Raw genomic sequence first — 17137 nt, forward strand, 5'->3', positions numbered from 1 at the left:
GCTGCCCGCCCGGCCTTGGCAGGTGACGACCGTTGCTCGTCACCGCGTGGGGTCAGACGTAGATCTGCGTCGGCGCTTCGTCGATGATCGCGTGCGGCACGAAACGCGCACTGTCACGGGTGATCGCACTGTCATCCTCGCGGATGCCGATACCGCAGGCCTGGTCGCCGATCACCCAGCTGCCGATCAGCGGATAACCGCCTTCGAAACGGGTCAACGGATGCGCTTTCTGCAGGATCGCCGGGCCATCGTAGGGCCCGTCGCTGCGCTGCACGCTGCCATCGGCCAGGTGCATTTCGATGTTGGCGCCTTCGCGCGAGAACAGCGGCTTGCGGACCCAGCCGGCGCCCAGCGTGCGGCCATCATCGAAGTGCGATTCCAGCAGGTTCGGATGCCCGCGATGGCGCTCCCACAGCAACGGCAGGATGCCCTTGTTGCTCAGCACCGCCTTCCATGCCGGTTCCAGCAACTGCACCCCGGACGCCGGCAGCGCGCGGCCGAATTCCTCGGCCATCAGGTCTTCCAGGGGATACAGCTTGAACAGCGTGCCGATCACCGTGTCGTCCAACGCGGTGAAGCGGCCATCTTCGGAAAGCCCGATGTCTTCGATGGCGATGCCCTCCCCGTGCAGGTTGGCCTGGGCGGCACAGTCCCGCAGGTAGTCCACCGTGCCCACGTCTTCCTGCGAACTGCCCACGGCGCTGAAGAACAGCGGCGGCGGCAGCCTGGCGGCGAGCTCACCGAAACGCTCCACCAGTGCTTCATGCAGGGCGTTGAACTGGTCGGCGTGCTGCGGCAGGCGACCGGCGTTGCGCTGGTCTTCCAGCCATTGCCACTGGAAGAAGCTGGCTTCGAACAGCGAGGTCGGGGTGTCGTAGTTGAGTTCGTACAGCTTGGCCGGGCCGCTACCGTCATAGGCCAGGTCCAGGCGGCCGTACAGGTGCGGCTGGCGCTGGCGCCAGCTGTCGGCGATCCAGTCGCGGTAATGCGCCGGAATCGCCAGCTTGTCCATCAGTGCATCGGAGGCCACGACGTCGTCGACCAGGGACAGCGCCATCTGGTGCAGTTCGGCACTGGGGTCTTCGATGTCCTGTTCGATCTGGCGCAGGGTGAAGGCGTAGTACGCCGTTTCATCCCAGTACGGCTGGCCATCGATGGTGTGGAAGCGGAAGCCGGCTTCTTCGGCACGAGCGCGCCACTGGGCGCGCTCGGCAATGCGGACACGCTGCATCGATCAGCCGCCGAAGCTGCCGCCGCTACGGCGCGCACTGGTGCTGCCGAAGCCGGCGCGGCTGGCGGTGGTGGCGCGGTTCGGCACGTTGCTGACCGGGGCCAGCCCGGCCTTGCCGGCGCCGATGCCGCTGGCGGTGTTCAGGCCACCGCTGCCACCCGGGGCCGAGCGCGCCCAACCGGCGTTCTTGTCCTGGTAGGCCGGGCTGGCGGCCGGCGGCTGCTGGGCCAGGCCCGCACGTCCGCTGTTCATCATCTGCGACATGAAGAAGCCCATCATCATCGGCCCGATGAACGAGGTGCCTGCCGAGGTGCGCTGTTCCACGCATTCTTCCGGCTTGTAATCGGCTTCGCAGGCCGCCTTGTCGGCGTATTTCGGCGCGGCATCGGCAGACTGCCGCTGCGCTTCGGCAAAGGCGTTGCGGCACGACGACGGATCGCCGGTGGCCTCGGTGCAGGCCTGCACGGAGGTATACAGCCCTTCCTGCACCTGCACCTGTTCGTCCTTCTGGCAGGCGGTGAACAGCAGCGGTGCGGCGCTCATCAACAGCAGCGCGGTGGTGCGGGAACGTTTCATGGCCTCATGCCTCATGCGGATCAACCCACCAATAATGCCGCATCAGCGCCTGCAACCAAAGTCGGCAAAGCAACAACATGAACGATGGGGTCAGGTTCCAGCCACGGGGAAAAATGCGCGGCCCCCCGGCCCGACGGTCCGGGTGGTTGCAGCAGCAACCGAGATCTTCCGGCATGATCGCCAGACACCCACGTCGTACGGCCCGCCCGTTCCTGCCAGCCCATGCCTGAGTACCGTTCCCGCACCTCCACCGCCGGCCGCAACATGGCCGGCGCCCGCGCCCTGTGGCGTGCCACCGGCATGAAGGACGGCGACTTCCACAAGCCGATCATCGCCATCGCCAACTCCTTCACCCAGTTCGTGCCCGGGCACGTGCACCTGAAGGACCTTGGCCAGCTGGTTGCACGCGAAATCGAACAGGCCGGCGGCGTGGCCAAGGAGTTCAACACCATCGCGGTGGATGACGGCATCGCCATGGGCCACGACGGCATGCTGTATTCACTGCCGAGCCGCGAAATCATCGCCGACTCGGTGGAGTACATGGTCAACGCGCACTGCGCCGATGCCATCGTCTGCATTTCGAACTGCGACAAGATCACCCCCGGCATGCTGATGGCCGCATTGCGCCTGGACATCCCGGTGATCTTCGTGTCGGGCGGCCCGATGGAAGCGGGCAAGACCAAGCTGTCCGAGCACAAGCTGGACCTGGTGGATGCGATGGTGATCGCCGCCGATGACAGCGCCTCCGATGAAAAGGTCGCCGAGTACGAGCGCAGCGCCTGCCCCACCTGTGGTTCGTGTTCGGGCATGTTCACCGCCAATTCGATGAACTGCCTGACCGAAGCGCTGGGTCTGTCACTGCCGGGCAACGGCACCACGCTGGCCACCCACGCCGACCGCGAGATGTTGTTCCGCCGCGCCGGCCGGGTGATCGTGGAGCTGTGCCACCGCTGGTATGGCGGTGAAGATCCGCGCGCCTTGCCGAGCGGCATCGCCACCGCGGCCGCGTTCGGCAACGCGATGACGCTGGATATCGCCATGGGCGGCTCGACCAACACCATCCTGCACCTGCTGGCGGCCGCGCAGGAAGGCGGCGTGGACTTCGACCTGACCCACATCGATGCGCTGTCGCGGCGCGTGCCGCAGCTGTGCAAAGTGGCGCCGAACACGCCGCAATACCACATCGAAGACGTGCACCGTGCCGGCGGGGTGTTCGGCATCCTCGGCGAACTGGACCGTGCCGGGCTGCTGGATACCTCGGTGCCGACCGTGCACAGCCCGTCGCTGGCCGACGCGTTGAAGCGGTGGGATGCCACGCTCACCGATGATGCGAAGGTGCATGAGTTCTTTGCCGCCGGCCCGGCCGGCATCCCCACCCAGGTGGCTTTCAGCCAGGCCACGCGGTGGCCGTCGCTGGACCTGGACCGTGCCGAGGGCTGCATCCGTTCGCTGCAGCATGCCTATTCGCTGGAAGGCGGGCTGGCGGTGCTGCGCGGCAACCTGGCGGTGGACGGCTGCGTGGTGAAGACCGCCGGCGTGGACGAGTCCATCCATGTGTTCGAGGGCAATGCGCGCGTATTCGAAAGCCAGGACGCGGCGGTGGCCGGCATCCTGGCCGATCAAGTGAAGCCGGGCGACGTGGTGGTGATCCGCTACGAAGGGCCGAAGGGCGGGCCGGGCATGCAGGAGATGCTGTACCCGACCAGCTACCTGAAGTCCAAGGGACTGGGCAAGCAATGCGCGCTGCTGACCGACGGTCGTTTCTCCGGCGGCACCTCGGGGCTGTCGATCGGCCACGTGTCGCCTGAAGCCGCCAGCGGCGGCGTGATCGGCCTGGTCCACGACGGCGACCGCATCCGCATCGACATCCCCGCCCGCGCCATTACCCTGCTGGTGGACGACGCCACCCTGGCCGAGCGTCGCGCCGCCGCCGATGCACGCGGCTGGAAGCCGCTGGAAGCACGCCCGCGCAAGGTCACCAGCGCGCTGAAGGCCTACGCCCTGCTGGCAACCAGCGCCGACAAGGGCGCCGTCCGCAACACCGCCCTGCTCGACTGACGAAGAGGGGTGCCACCCTGGTAGCGCCGAAGGCAGCGGCAGGAGCCGCTGCCAACGTCGCCTGCGACGGCCCGCAGGGTGCCGGTCAGGACGACCGGCATAGCCTTGGGGCATTTCGAGCAAGAACGCCTGATGACAGGGTGCCAATGAAGCCGCATCCCATCGCCCCCGTTCTACCGCCCCTGCCTGGCACCACGCCAGGCAGGAACAAATGCCGCGACCTGCCCAAGCAGAATAACCACAAGTGCTCCCGCCAGCAGATAGGACGGGCCCAGTCGTGCCACCTCGTAGTGTTTGGCGACCAGCAGGTTGATGCCCATGGCTGCGGCCGTCCCGATCAACGTGCTTGCCGCCGCCAGCATCAGGTTTTCGATCAGGAAATACACCATGACATCCACCCTTCGCGCCCCCAGTGCGCGCCTTATGGCTATCTGCCGATAGCGTCGGCGAACCCAGAAGCTGGACAGCCCATAGACGCCGATGGCGGTCACCAGGAGCAGTGCGAGCGTGGCACTCAGGAAAACGACGGCCATGATCTGGTCATGGCGGAGGTAGTCCGAACGCAGCTCCCCGAAGGTGGTGCTGCTCACGATGCTGCGCGTAGGATCGAGCTGGAACAACACCTCCCGCGCGTTGTTCGCGCCAATGCCCGCTCCGCCCGTCGACTCGCGGATGGCGTACATGACCCGGTTCGTATCAGGGACAAGCGGCAGCATCAGGGACAGGCCGTCATCTTCGTGATTGCGGAGCACAGGCCTGGACAGCCTTCTGACAACGCCGACCACGCGCACCGGGTACCTTGCGTCGGCATAGATGAACCTGCCGACCGCACTACCGCCAGGAAAAATACGCCTCGCCATTGCTTCGGACAAAACAGCTTCGCCTGCGCTGTGCAGCCCTGCGTACCCATCCTTGGAACGCATGGCGACGAACGCATCAGGCGAAAGATCCCGTCCGGCTATCAGTTCCAGCCCCAGTAGACGCACCGCTGGAGCAGAGACCGCATACACCGAAGGCTCCACCTCGGTTATGCCTTCGATCTGGTCCCCTTCAATGGGTCTGTCGGTGAAGCCAGCTGTCCAGTTCCGTCCTGACAACGGAAGCGACCCAACCGCCACGACATCGCTCACACCGGGCGTACGGTGCAGGGTTTCAACGTCCGTCGCTATGGCGGCGGAGGGGTTCCTGGCGGGATCTCCAATGAACTCTGCCTCGACGACCAGCAGGCCGTTCTCCTGCATTCCCGTATCCAGACCCAACGTGGACAGTCTGTCCATCAGAAGAGACGTCAGGTTGGCCACGCACGCCGTGGCAACCATCATCTGCACGGAGAGGACGAGCGCCGTGATCCGGTTGCGCCTCAGCGATCTTGCAATCAACGGAATCTGACTGAATATCATTCGGCGACACTTATCTGCATGGCCACGCGTCCGGAAAGCGTACGCAGCGCGGGGGGCAGCGCCGCAAGTAGACTTGAGACCAGCGCGAGCACAAACGTGGCCATCATCAGGCCGGGATGCAGATGCACGAGGGCCGCGTAGTCTTCGGGCTGGCGGCGAACCAGCGCAGTACCCAATTGGGCGACAAGCAACCCGATGAGTCCACCGCAGCCCCCAATGATCGCCGCCTCGCTCAGTAGTTGGCCGACGATGTCGATTCGCCGCGCGCCCAAGGCGCGGCGAATGGCAATTTCATGGCTCCTGCCAAGGAAGCGGGCGAGAATCAGGGCGCTCATGTTGAGCAGACACACCGTGAGGAACGCGATGCATAGCGCAAGCTGCAACCTGACCTCATCCGGCACGATCTGCTGCTCGTTGAGGTACTCGTGCAGGCTCGGCAGACGCGGCGTGACGTATCGTTCAAAGCGACCCACGTCGACCTGGGCTTGGACGTAGTGCTCCAGGAAGCGCATGTATGCCGTTTTCCGGGTATCGTCGCCAAGCTCGACCCAGTACTGGAGCCACGAGGATCGGGGATCCTCCAGCCTGTTTCCCGTGCCCGCGTCCGACCAGGAAAACAGGCTGCTTGTTACCTCCAGGTCGAGGTCCATCGTCAAGCCCAGAGGAATGAAGAACTCCTCTGAGCCTTTGAAGACATCCTGCTGGAGATCGGTGTGAAAACGGGGCCGCGGCTTCCACTCCTCGGCGATACCAATCACCGTAAACGAGCGCCCGCCCAGCCTGACGGTGTTACCCACCTGTCTCTCTCCAAGACCGACCCGCGCGGCCAACGAGCGGCTCAGCACCACCACGCGCGCGCGACGCTCCTGTTCACCTTGTGTCCATGGGCGGCCGGCCACCAAGGCTATCCCGAACATCTCGAAAACGCTGGCAGTGGCGTACTGCCCTCTCGCATGAAACGGTCGGGGAACACCCATCTGGCTGTCGACGAGCAGCCTGCCGGAAGCAAGCGCCACCTGGTGGGAGGCGGGTCCCAGCTTGAGCAGCGCCTGGGCATCCGGCCATGCCATGGCCATTCGTGGATCGCGTCCAGCGCGGACAGGATATGACGCCGGCAGAGGATCCAGGATGGGATGGAAAAGATGGTTGCTGCGCCCTGGCAACGGATCCCATGTCATTGCGTCGACGACGGTCAGCATCGTCATGCTGGCCCCGACACCCAGGCCCAGTGCGAGCATCAACGCAATGCTCATGCCTTTGGTTGCCAGCAGGCGCCTGTACGCCAAGCTGAAGTAGTAAGCGATCACGATTGCCGCCTTCAGGTCAGTGGAGAAGGGTGGCAGCCGTAGGCACCACGTCCGCCGGCTCCACCGAGAGCCAAGCGGTACTGTTTTGTACCCGGTCCCGGGCTTCAATGAGGTGCATCAAGCCCAGAATCCATGGCTTCCCCGATCTATGCCGTGGTGACACCAGATACGCTCCTGCTCAACGTCCGCGGCCATTAATCCCCGCTCCTGGAGACAATCGCAAGCGTGTTGCTGTGGAGCACACAGCAAGGCATTTTCGGCTTTGATTTCGCTGCCTTGATCCACACCGGGATGCGGCGAAAGGTCGCCGTCGACCTTTGACTGGCGACGCGCCTTCTCGAACACTAGGACCATGCTCGAGAGCGCTTCGCGGAGACTGCTTTGGATCTGGACGCAGAGACGACACTGGCTGCACGATTACGCAGAGCGAGAGTGGACCGTGGGCTCTCACAGACCGATCTCGCCGCTGCCTTGAACGTCAACCGTTCGACAGTCGGTCATTGGGAACGTGAGCACGGCTTTTCGCCGTCCATCGCACATCTCCAGCGCCTGAGCGAAGTGATGAACGTCAGCCTTTCGTGGCTGGCACAGGGTAGAGGGATCGACGCACGTGCAGCAGCAGGAGGAGCGAGGGCGTCGCTGGAATCCAGGATGATCGCCTCGTCTAGGAATCTACCGGTGTCGGTTGTAGCCAGGGTTGTAGCGTTGATGGAGAGTGCCGAAGTCCATCTTTAGACGGATCAGGCCAGTGCGAATCGCGCTGTGTGCCCAGCCTGGTGGTGAGCGTCCGCTTGCGCACCAGGTCGGCCGGACCCGACGGGACGTTGAGGGGAACAGATACTGGAAGTGGGAAGCCGCCGAGCATGGCTCGGCACTACCCAGGGCGATAAGCCGATCACGTGTGATCCAGGGGCGGCGGGCAATCAGCCGATCACGCGTTTGAACGGGGGGAGCGCATCGATGATGCGTTTGCCGTAGCGGCGGCTGAGCAGGCGCGAATCGAGGATGATCACGCGGCCGGTATCGGTGGAAGTGCGGATCAGGCGGCCGGCGAACTGGGTCAGCGTGCGCAGCGCGTGCGGCACGGCGATCAGGTTGAAGGCATTCAACCCGCGGGCTTCGAACCACTCGCTGAGGGTGGCGGTCTGCGGATCGGTCGGTACCGCGAACGGCACCTGGGTGATCACCACCGTGGTGCAGGCTTCGCCGGGCAGGTCCAGGCCTTCGCCGAACGAGTTCAGGCCGAACAGCACCGAGCCTTCGCCGGCGGCAACCCGGCGCAGGTGTTCGTCGATCAGCCGGGTCTTGGACATTTCCCCCTGCACCAGCACCTGCTTGCGCTTGGCGGCAGGCATCAGCCCGGCCACTTTTTCCATCTTCCAGCGCGAGGTGAACAGCACCATCGAGCCTTTCTTCCAGTCCAGTTCCTTGCCGAGGTAACGCGCCACTTCGCGCGGGTGGCCTTCGCGGTCGTCCGGCGTGACCGGGAACGGCGGCACGATCAGCTCGGCCTGGTTGGGCAGGTCGAACGGCGAAGAGAGCGACACCATTTCGGCGTCCTCCGGAATGCCGTTGTCGATGGCCAGCGACTGGAAATCGCCGCCGCCGGTCAACGTGGCGGAGGTCATCACCACCGAATCCACTTCATCCCACAGCAGCTTGCGCAGCACGTGCGCGGCCGACACCGGCGAGCCGTGCAGTACCAGGTCGCCTTCGCGCGTGGCGGTGATCCAGCGCGCCATCGGCGGTGCGCCGTCCTTGTCTTCGCGGCGCCAGGCCTGCCACAGGTTGTACTGGCTTTCGATCATTTCCAGCGCCATGCCGAGGTTGCGCTGCAGGCGCTCGCGGGCGGGGTCATCCTGCTTGCCCTTGGCGACCTGGGCGTTGGCCGCGTGCGCCCAGTTGAACAGGCTGCGGGTGTCGTCGGCCAGCGCTTCGATCGGCTCGCGCCAGGCCTCGGGCAGCCGCCCGTTGGCCGCGCGCCACATCGGTTCTTCGTCCGCCGGGGCCGGCATCCACAAGGCTTCGACGTGGTCGCGGAAGGCGCGCAGCTGCTTGGCCACGTTGCTGGCGACCTCGATGGCCTCGTTCGGCAGCAGGTTGCCCAGGCGGTCCTTGTCCACCGCACGGTATGCACCGGCGATCAGGATCTGCAGCCGCCCGACGCGCTTGGCCATGTCATCCAGCGCCAGGCTGGCCGCGCCCTGGTCGATGGCCACGTTGCCGATGTGGTGGCCTTCGTCGAGCACCAGCAGCATCTCCGAAGGTGCGGCGATCAGCGGCTGGTTGTTCTCACTTTCGCCGATGGACAGCGCTGACAGCAGCAGTGCGTGATTGGTGACCACGATCTGCGCATCGCGCACGGTGTTGCGCGAACGCAGCACCGCGCACTGCGCCGAATACGCACAACGCCGTCCGGCACACGCAGAGGCCGGCGTGGTGATGCGGCCGCGCAGCCCCGGGCTGATGGTTTCCGGCGCGTTGTCGATGTCACCGTCCCAGCTGCCGAAGGTGAAGGCCACCGTCAGCCGCGCGGCGATGTCCATTTCAATCGGCGCCAGCGGCCGGTCGTACAGCGGCTGTTCGTCTTCGAACATGCCGCCCTGCGAGGCCTCGCCCTGCGCTTCGGCGGCGTTGCGCGTGCACAGGTAGCGGGTGCGGCCCTTGGCCAGCGCCACGGTGGCTTCCAGCCCGGTGGCCTTGAGGAAGTTCGGGATATCGCGCTCGACCAGCTGCGACTGCAACGCCACGGTGCCGGTGCTGATCACCAGCTTCTTCTTGGTGGCGATGGCGATCGGCACGCCGGCGGTGAGGTAACCCAGGCTCTTGCCGACGCCGGTCGGTGCTTCAACCACGCCCACGCCACCGCTCTTGGCCAGCGCACGCGACACCACGCCGATCATCTGGCTCTGCGAGCGGCGGGTGGCAAAGCCGGGGGTGTTGGCCTGCAGCGTGGTGTACGCCTTGCGGATTGCATCCTTCAAGGCGTCGTCAAGCATGCGCGGCACGGCGACAGGTTCGGTCACGCCAGGATTACCGGTACGGGATCAGGCTGCGTATTGTCGCATGCCGGGCCGGTCCGCCCGGGCCCCGACGCTGAACCTGTCAGGCCGCTGCGGAGCGGTCCCTGCGCTGCCGCAGGGACCCGTGCAGGGTCAGGCCGGGCGCGGCACGCCACCGCGCAGGGCACGGGTGAGCGCCCAGACCACCAGCACCAGCCCGAACGCTTCGATCAGCGACAGCACGAAGTGGACGACACCGAAGATCATGTTCATCCCGGAAATGGACTCGTAGCGGCCCATGCTGACCAGCACCATCGGCAGCATCGAGGCCAGCAGGCCGACCACGGTGGTCACCGCCAGCAGCAGCAACCCGGCCAGCGCACCGCTGCGCACCGGCCCGCGCGGCACGTCCATCACCCAGACCACGCCGATGGTCAGCGCGATCAACACCGGCAGGCGCACGCCTACCAGGCTCAACACGGTCATCAACAGGTCGGTGCCCTGCATGCTCATTCCTCTCCGGTGAGGCGGCGGTTGCCACGCAGCCCGGCGTACACCGCATCGGTGTCCGGGCGCACTTCGTGCCACTGCTGGAAGCTTTCGGCGGCCTGTTCGACCAGCATGCCCAGGCCATCGACGGTGTTGCGGCATTCGGCCGCACGCGCCCACGCCAGGAAGGCGATGGCGGCGTCGCCGTAGTTGAGGTCCACCGCGGTGGTCATGCTGTTGACCAGCGACAGCGGCAGCTTGAACGATGCGCTGGGGTCGCGGCCGGCCGAGGTCGCGTTGACGATCAGTTCGAAGTCGCCCAGGTCGTGCAGGTCGTCCCAGTAGCGGCTCAGCGCGCGGCCGGGCTCGCCCATCGCATCGATCAGCTCATCGGCGCGTTCCGGCGTACGGTTGACCACGACCAGTTCGCGGATGCCGGCATCCAGCAGCGACGGGGCCACCGAGCGTGCCGAACCACCGGCGCCCAGCAGCAGCACGCGGCGACCACGCAGGTCCTGGCCGTGGCGATCGGTGAGGTCACGCACCAGCCCGGCGCCGTCGGTGGTGTCGCCGTGCCAGCGGTCGCCCTTGCGCAGCAGCGTGTTGACCGAGCCGGCGCGGGTGGCGCGCGCGGTGCGCGTGGTGCACAGCGCGTAGGCGGCTTCCTTGTGCGGCAGGGTGACATTGGCACCGCGGCCGCCTTCGGCAGCGAAGGCTTCCAGCGCGGCGAGGAAGCCGTCCGGCGTGGCGTCGATGGCACGGTAGTCCACCGCGATGCCTTCCTGCCGGCCGAATGCGGCGTGGATGTCCGGCGACAGGGAGTGGGCGATGGGGTGGCCAAAGACAGCGTAGCGATCGGTCATGGAATCCTCGGATGGTTCGAAGGGGACGCCCTACACTGGACGTCCCTGTACTGCCTGGACCTGGACGATGCGATCTGCCCTGCCCCTGCTGGTTGTGGCCGCCAGTTTACTCTGCGCCCCCGTGGCGATGGCGTTGAATGAATTCGGCATCGAAGCATGGGCGTGGTCTCGACCAAGGCCGGGGAAGGCCGCGCCAGCCTGCGCCCGGATGGCCAGCGCATCGTGTTCGCCAGTGACCGCGGCGGCGGCAGCGGAGGCTGGGACCTGTGGCAGGCCGAGCTGCACGACGGCCGCTGGCAGGCACCGCAGCCACTGGCGCTGAACAGCGCGGCCGATGACCTGGACCCGTACTTCAGCCACGACGGGCGCTGGCTGCTGTTCGCCTCCGACCGCGATGGGACGATGGCGCTGTATCGGGTGGCCATCGACGCGGACGGGCGATTTGGCGCAGCCGAGCGCTGGCAGGAGACCGGCGTGCAGGCGGCCGAGCGCGGCGCGGCGCTGAGCGCGGACGGGCAGCGCTTGCTGTTCGCGCGACAGGCCGGCAAGGGGCGCGGCTGGGACCTGCAGGTGGCGACGCTACGCGCCGGTGTGCGCGGCCCGGCGGTCGCGCTGGACGCGTTGAACAGTGCGGCCGACGAAACCGACGGCGATTGGCTGGGGAATGAAGGTGGAGTGGTGTTCACCCGTGCCGGCGAGGGCACGGCCCAGCTGTGGCGCAGCGACTGCGCGTGGACCGCGACCGGCCTGCAGCCGGTGGCGCTGTCGTTCAATACCGCCGACGGAATGACCCGTGCGCCGGTGATCGACGCGGCCAAGCCGGGTGAACTGCTGTTGGCCAGCAGCAGCGCACGCGCGCCCCGGGCGGGGGGGAGCGATGTGTACCGGATGATGGCGCCACGGGGGGTGGCCGTAGCCGGGTGTGGGGGCTGACGGCGGACGCGGAAGCGTGACGACCAACGTTCGTCACCCACCAACGGCGGACGGCCAGCGGCCGTCCCTGCCAGGCGATGCGGGCGGCCTGCGGCCGTCTCTACCGGTCGAGCAGTCTGGCGCGCGCCTGTTCGTACTCTGCTTCGCTGATGCGGCCGTCGTCCTTGCGCTGGTTCAACGCCGCCAGTTCGGCCTGCACCGCTTCAGGCAGCTGCAGTTCGCGTGACACGCGTGCGGCGGCCGACGGCAGTTCCGGTGCACGCCGTTTTTCGCGGAACGCTGCCAGCGCCAGCCAGACGATCAGCGCGCCGAACACCACCACCCCGATGATCCAGATCATCCAGTGGCCAACGCCCAGGATTTCCATGGTTCCGTTCTCCTCGTGCACAAGCCGCTATTGTCAGCGCTCGTGCAGCCAGCGCGCCACCTGCGGCGCGAAATAGGTCAGCACGCCGTCGGCGCCAGCGCGCTTGAAGCACATCAGCGACTCCATCACGCAGGCACGTTCGTCCAGCCAGCCATTGGCCGCGGCTGCCTTCAGCATCGCGTACTCGCCGCTCACCTGGTAGGCGAAGGTCGGGACGCCGAAGGTTTCCTTGACCCGTCGCACCACGTCCAGGTACGGCATTCCCGGCTTGACCATCACCATGTCCGCGCCTTCTTCCAGGTCCAGCGCGATCTCGCGCAGGGCCTCGTCACCGTTGGCTGGATCCATCTGGTAGGTCTTCTTGTCGGCCTTGCCGAGGCTGCCGGCACTGCCCACCGCATCGCGGAATGGGCCGTAGAAGGCCGAAGCGTACTTGGCCGAGTACGCCATGATGCGGGTATTGATGAAGCCGGCCTCGTCCAGCCCGCGGCGGATGGCGCCGATGCGCCCGTCCATCATGTCCGACGGCGAAATGACATCCACGCCGGCCCGTGCGTGCGACACCGACTGCTTCACCAGCGCTGCGACGGTGATGTCGTTGAGCACGTACCCGGTGTCATCGATGATGCCGTCCTGGCCGTGGGTGGTGTACGGATCCAGCGCCACGTCGGTCATCACGCCCAGCGTCGGGAAGCGTTCCTTCAACGCGCGCACCGCACGCTGCGCCAGGCCATCGTCGGCCCATGCGGCTTCGGCATCCAGCGACTTCAATGCCGGGTCGATCACCGGGAAGATGTCGATGACCGGGATGCCCAGCTCCACCGCCGCCTCGCCGACCTTCAGCAGCTCTTCGATGGACAGGCGCTCCACGCCCGGCATCGAGGGAATCGCGGTGCGGCCGGCATGTTCGTGCACGAACACCGGATGGATCAGGTCGTCCACGGTCAGCGTGTTTTCGCGCATCATCCGGCGCGAGAAGTCATCGCGGCGCATGCGGCGGGGGCGGTACAGGGGGTGCGACATGGGGGGCTCCGTCAAGGCATCGGGTCACTGCAGGCGATAGTCGCGCGGCAGCAGGGGGTCGGGTAGCGGGCGCTGGCCCAGCGCGTCCAGCTGGTCGATTTCTATCGTCCGCACCATCGCATCCAGCGGCAGGTCGTTGGGCTCGGTGCCGAAGGGGTCTTCCATCTCTTCGCCCAGCTGGTCCAGGCCGAAGAAGGCATACGCGAGCACCGCCGACAGCACCGGCGTGGCCCAGCCCAGTGAACTGGCCAAACCGAACGGCAGCAGCACGCAGAACAACCATGCACAGCGGTGCAGCAGCAGGGTGTAGGCGAACGGCAGCGGGGTGGCGAGGATGCGCTCGCAGCCGGCCTGGATCGACGACAGCGCATGCAGGCGCTCTTCGAACTGCGCATACAGGATCGGCGCGAGGCGGCCGTCGCGCAGCGGCACCGCCAGTTCGGCGGCGATCATCGACAGCAGCGCATCCAGCGCATTGCGGCGGTCGTCGAGCAGGACACGCTGATCGGCCTCCAGCCATTCGCGTGCCGCCTGCGCTTCATCCGCCCCGCGCAGGCGCGCGGCCAGACCGTGGGCGAAGGCAATGGCGAGGTGCCCGATACGCGCGCGCCGCGGCGCATCGTCGGGCAACAGCTGCTGCACCTGGCGCGCCAGCGAGCGCGATTCGAAAATGAGCTGGCCCCACAGCTTGCGGCCTTCCCACCAGCGTTCGTGGCAGGCGTTGTTGCGGAAACTGAGGAAGATCGACAACACCAGGCCGAGCAGCGCGAACGGCGCGGAAGACACCCGTTCGATGCCCGGCACGTTGCCCAGTTCCACCACCGCGGACACGGCGATGGCCAGCAGCAGGATTGCCAGCACCTTGGGCGCCACCGCCGGAACGATGGAACCGCGCAGGATGTACAGCAGCTGCCAGCCGTGCGGGCGTGGACGGATGATCATGGGGCGTCGGGAGCGTTGCGCGCCGGTCTGGCGCTGGGCAGGGCCGGACGGGCCTCGGGCTGGTCATTGTACGCCCGCGCCAGCGGCCTCCCGGCCCGCCTGCGACCGACGGTCGCACCGCGACCTCAGACGATGCCGCCGCCCAGCCCCAGGCGGAAGATGCCGACCACGATGACGATGCCGTTGAGGATCAGTCCGGTCCAGGCCCGGCCGCGCTTGCTGGGATGGGTGAACAGGATGCCGATCGCTGCGATCAGCGCGCCCACCGCGGCGAACGGGATCAGGAACCAGTTGCCCCAGCCGAGCAGCGGCACCAGCGCGACCACCATCCATACCAGTGCCACGATGCCCCACAACAGACTGATCAGTCCCATACGCCCTCCTCGCCGATGGATTGGGGCCCACCATAGCCGTTCGCGTGGGCGTCGGATAGGCCCGCATGGGCTTGCCGCCGCGCTCACCGCCGCGGTGCTAGCGTGCCTGCAGGGTCCCGGCGTTGGGGCCGATTCAGATCGATGGACCGATGATCCGCTGCCTACCTACAGGGGTTCGAGCCATGAAGACGACCACCACATTCCGCTGGACCGCCGCTGCCGCCGTGCTGCTGCTCGTGGCCGGCTGTGCCAGCACCTCACGGGTGATGCTGGGCCAGGCCCGCGCGCCCATCGATCCGGCGCAGGTACAGGTGTATTCCACCCCGCCGGCCGGTTCGGTGGAGATCGCCCAGCTGGAATCGTCCAGCGCGGTGGGCTTCGGCACGCAGGGCCAGACCGATGCGGCCGTGGCCCGCCTGAAGCGTGATGCCGCCGCGCTGGGCGCCAACGGCGTGATCCTGATGGGCGTGGGCTCCAGCGGCTCGCCGGTGGGCATGTCGGTGGGTGCCGGCAGTTACGGTTCGCACGTCGGTGGGGGCCTTGGCATCGGCATCCCGACCACCCAGCGCAAGGCGGCCGGCGTGGCGATCTGGGTGCCCAACCCACAGCCCGTCCCGCGCCTGCCGGCCCAGCAGATTCCCGCACGCTGAACAAAAATGGGGACGGGGGGATTAAGTCGTTTTCAGCCGTAAACGGGCCAGAACCGACTTAATCCCCTCCGTCCCCTTTTTAGTGGGTCAGCGATACTTCGGAATGAAGACTTCGTTGACCGCCTTGGCCAGCTGGTCCGGCGGCAGCAGGCCCTGGTCCAGCAGGAAGTTGTTGAAGGCCTTGCGGTCGAACTTCGCGCCGAGTGCCAGTTCGGTCTGCATGCGCAGTTCGAGGATGCGGGTGTAGCCGTAGAAGTAGCTGCCGGCCTGGCCGGGCATGCGCACGGTGTAGCGGTCCAGTTCCTGGGTGGCCATCGCCTTGGACAGGCTCACTTCGTCGATCAGCACGCGTTCGGCGTCGGCGCGTTCGATCAACCCCAGGTTGAGCATCGGGTCGAGCATCGCGCGCGCGGCACGCAGCAGGCGGAACTGCAGCGCGATCAGCTGGCCGTCCAGCGGCTCGTAGGGCACCATTTCCGCTTCGGCATACAGCGCCCAGCCTTCGACGTTGACCGAATTGAACGCGAACATCGTGCGCGCCAGCGAGACGCCGCGCTCGACCATCGCGGTGAACTGCAGTTCGTGGCCGGGACGGCCTTCATGCGCGCTCAGCGTCCACGCCGCCGAACCAAAGTTGAAGTCGTCGTACTGCGCGCCTTCGCCGGCCGCCGGGTTGCCCAGCGGCAGCACGAAGGTGCCCTGCTGCCCGGTGTTGTTGACCAGCGGCGCCGGCAGGAAATGCGGCGCCGGACTGGCCGCGCTTTCCGCTGCCGAACCCAGGCGCATCTGCATCGCTCGCTGCGGCACGTCGACGATCTGGTGTTCGTGGATCAGCGGGTCGATCGCATCGATGACCTTGCGGTAGTGGCCTTCCAGCTGGTCGTTGGCGATGGTTTCCTTCTTCAGCGCGCGGATCACCGCGACCGGATCGGTCGGATCGCTGACCTTCAGGCCCTTGGCCTGCACCACCAGCGGCGCCAGCTGGCGCATCGCCGAACGGGTTTCCATGAACTCCAGCTGGGCGCGCTGCATCAGCAGCTTCGGGTCGATGTCGATGCCGACCTGCTTGAGCTGGTAGGCATACACCGGCGCCGGCAGGCGGGTGTCTTCGCGCGCTTTCGGCAGCACCGTGCTGCGCGTCCATGCGGCGTAGTCCTTCAGCTGCCCGGCGAGGGTCTTCATGGCCTCGTCCGCACCGGTCACCTTGTACTTCTGCAGCAGCGATTCGATGCCGCTGATGTAGGTTTCCACATTGTCCAGCGACTGCTGCACTTCGATCCTGGTCGGCTGCAGCAACGCGCTGTTGGACAGGCGTTCTTCATAACGCTGGCGGGCCAGCGTGGTCAGCGGCGTACCACCCGGCTGCAGGCCCGCATAGGCCTTCAGGCGATCCACGGCCTTGGCGCGGCGCTCGGCCGGCACCTGGTCGGACAGCAGCAGGTTGAGGCCGCTGAAGACGGTCTGCGGCGCATCGCTCCACGGCAGGAAGTACTGCTCGCCCAGCGTGCTGCCTTCGATGCTTTCGGTAGCCGCGCCGATCATGATCTCCAGGTCCTGGCGGACGTTGGGATCCTTCTCGCTGGCCAGCTTGGCCTGCAGCTCACCGCGTGCCTTGGTCATCGCCTCGCGGTAGCGCCTGGCATTGTCCGGGCCGAGGTCGGCGACCTTGTCGTCGTAGCCGGGCACGCCGAAGAAGCCGGTGCTTTCCGGCTGGAACGGGCCCTGTGCATCCAGCAGGATCTGCGCCAGCTGGTTGCTGCGCGCCACCCAGGCCGGGGCGGCGACGGGCTTCTTGGACGCCGCGGCCGGGGCCGCATGGGCCGGGGCGGTGGACAGCAGCGGGGCGGCGCCCAAAGCGAGGCCAATGGCAAGGACAAGCGGCTTCATCACACACTCCAGGATGCGGGCAATGCCAGCACCCT

General features: G+C 66.8%; 15 protein-coding genes and 1 pseudogene. 4 read left to right on the forward strand and 12 right to left on the reverse strand.

Translation table 11 applies throughout. The features are described from left to right. Positions 1 to 52 precede the first annotated feature (52 nt). Both RTX79_RS06710 and RTX79_RS06715 read right to left on the reverse strand, forming a co-directional pair. Positions 53 to 1231, reverse strand: a complete 1179-nt coding sequence (locus RTX79_RS06710) for a glutathionylspermidine synthase family protein (protein ID WP_057508544.1) — start codon at positions 1229 to 1231, stop codon at positions 53 to 55. A gap of 3 nt (positions 1232 to 1234) precedes the next feature. Beyond that, positions 1235 to 1807: a DUF1190 domain-containing protein gene (locus RTX79_RS06715; RefSeq protein WP_057508545.1), complete on the reverse strand. Its 573-nt coding sequence runs from the start codon at positions 1805 to 1807 to the stop codon at positions 1235 to 1237. A gap of 222 nt (positions 1808 to 2029) precedes the next feature. Here RTX79_RS06715 and ilvD point away from each other — a divergent pair, with 222 nt between their 5' ends. Beyond that, complete coding sequence (gene ilvD / locus RTX79_RS06720; RefSeq protein WP_309682582.1) at positions 2030 to 3865, forward strand: dihydroxy-acid dehydratase; 1836 nt, start codon at positions 2030 to 2032, stop codon at positions 3863 to 3865. A 173-nt stretch (positions 3866 to 4038) separates the two neighbouring features. Here ilvD and RTX79_RS06725 read toward each other — a convergent pair whose 3' ends face one another. Both RTX79_RS06725 and RTX79_RS06730 read right to left on the reverse strand, forming a co-directional pair. Beyond that, positions 4039 to 5265, reverse strand: a complete 1227-nt coding sequence (locus RTX79_RS06725; protein ID WP_312682886.1) for an ABC transporter permease — start codon at positions 5263 to 5265, stop codon at positions 4039 to 4041. Continuing rightward, positions 5262 to 6572 (reverse strand): ABC transporter permease, encoded by a 1311-nt coding sequence (locus RTX79_RS06730; protein ID WP_312682887.1) that lies wholly within the window; start codon positions 6570 to 6572, stop codon positions 5262 to 5264. The genes RTX79_RS06725 and RTX79_RS06730 overlap by 4 nt, the downstream gene beginning before the upstream one ends. Positions 6573 to 6953: 381 nt before the next feature. Between RTX79_RS06730 and RTX79_RS06735 the strand changes: the two genes are divergently transcribed. Further along, complete coding sequence (locus tag RTX79_RS06735; protein WP_312682888.1) at positions 6954 to 7307, forward strand: helix-turn-helix transcriptional regulator; 354 nt, start codon at positions 6954 to 6956, stop codon at positions 7305 to 7307. Between the two features lie 188 nt (positions 7308 to 7495). Here RTX79_RS06735 and dinG read toward each other — a convergent pair whose 3' ends face one another. From dinG to aroE, 3 genes are all read right to left on the reverse strand, one after another. Then, positions 7496 to 9571: an ATP-dependent DNA helicase DinG gene (gene dinG, locus RTX79_RS06740; RefSeq protein ID WP_312683026.1), complete on the reverse strand. Its 2076-nt coding sequence runs from the start codon at positions 9569 to 9571 to the stop codon at positions 7496 to 7498. A 156-nt stretch (positions 9572 to 9727) separates the two neighbouring features. Then, a complete protein-coding gene (locus RTX79_RS06745) occupies positions 9728 to 10087 on the reverse strand; it encodes a hypothetical protein (RefSeq protein ID WP_312682889.1) in 360 nt (119 codons plus the stop codon). Continuing rightward, positions 10084 to 10926, reverse strand: coding sequence for a shikimate dehydrogenase (gene aroE, locus RTX79_RS06750; RefSeq protein WP_312682890.1), 843 nt, complete (start codon positions 10924 to 10926; stop codon positions 10084 to 10086). The genes RTX79_RS06745 and aroE overlap by 4 nt, the downstream gene beginning before the upstream one ends. Before the next feature lie 67 nt (positions 10927 to 10993). Here aroE and RTX79_RS06755 point away from each other — a divergent pair. Then, positions 10994 to 11859: pseudogene (locus RTX79_RS06755) on the forward strand (hypothetical protein). Between the two features lie 100 nt (positions 11860 to 11959). On the opposite strand, the gene RTX79_RS06760 reads toward RTX79_RS06755, so the two are convergent. From RTX79_RS06760 to RTX79_RS06775, 4 genes are all read right to left on the reverse strand, one after another. Further along, positions 11960 to 12226 (reverse strand): gas vesicle protein GvpG, encoded by a 267-nt coding sequence (locus RTX79_RS06760; RefSeq protein WP_312682891.1) that lies wholly within the window; start codon positions 12224 to 12226, stop codon positions 11960 to 11962. A 33-nt stretch (positions 12227 to 12259) separates the two neighbouring features. Further along, a complete protein-coding gene (gene hemB / locus RTX79_RS06765) occupies positions 12260 to 13249 on the reverse strand; it encodes a porphobilinogen synthase (protein WP_057508553.1) in 990 nt (329 codons plus the stop codon). A 24-nt stretch (positions 13250 to 13273) separates the two neighbouring features. Then, positions 13274 to 14191, reverse strand: coding sequence for a bestrophin family protein (locus tag RTX79_RS06770; protein WP_312682892.1), 918 nt, complete (start codon positions 14189 to 14191; stop codon positions 13274 to 13276). A gap of 125 nt (positions 14192 to 14316) precedes the next feature. Then, positions 14317 to 14565 carry a hypothetical protein gene (locus tag RTX79_RS06775; RefSeq protein WP_042613201.1) on the reverse strand — a complete coding sequence of 83 codons (249 nt, stop codon included), beginning with the start codon at positions 14563 to 14565 and terminating at the stop codon, positions 14317 to 14319. A gap of 182 nt (positions 14566 to 14747) precedes the next feature. Between RTX79_RS06775 and RTX79_RS06780 the strand changes: the two genes are divergently transcribed. After that, positions 14748 to 15215 carry a hypothetical protein gene (locus tag RTX79_RS06780; protein ID WP_057508555.1) on the forward strand — a complete coding sequence of 156 codons (468 nt, stop codon included), beginning with the start codon at positions 14748 to 14750 and terminating at the stop codon, positions 15213 to 15215. Between the two features lie 87 nt (positions 15216 to 15302). Here the strand turns inward: RTX79_RS06780 and RTX79_RS06785 are convergent, their stop codons facing one another. Further along, positions 15303 to 17102 carry a DUF885 domain-containing protein gene (locus tag RTX79_RS06785; protein ID WP_312682893.1) on the reverse strand — a complete coding sequence of 600 codons (1800 nt, stop codon included), beginning with the start codon at positions 17100 to 17102 and terminating at the stop codon, positions 15303 to 15305. Positions 17103 to 17137: the final 35 nt, after the last annotated feature.

This window comes from Stenotrophomonas chelatiphaga (assembly GCF_032054965.1).
Lineage (GTDB): Bacteria > Pseudomonadota > Gammaproteobacteria > Xanthomonadales > Xanthomonadaceae > Stenotrophomonas > Stenotrophomonas chelatiphaga.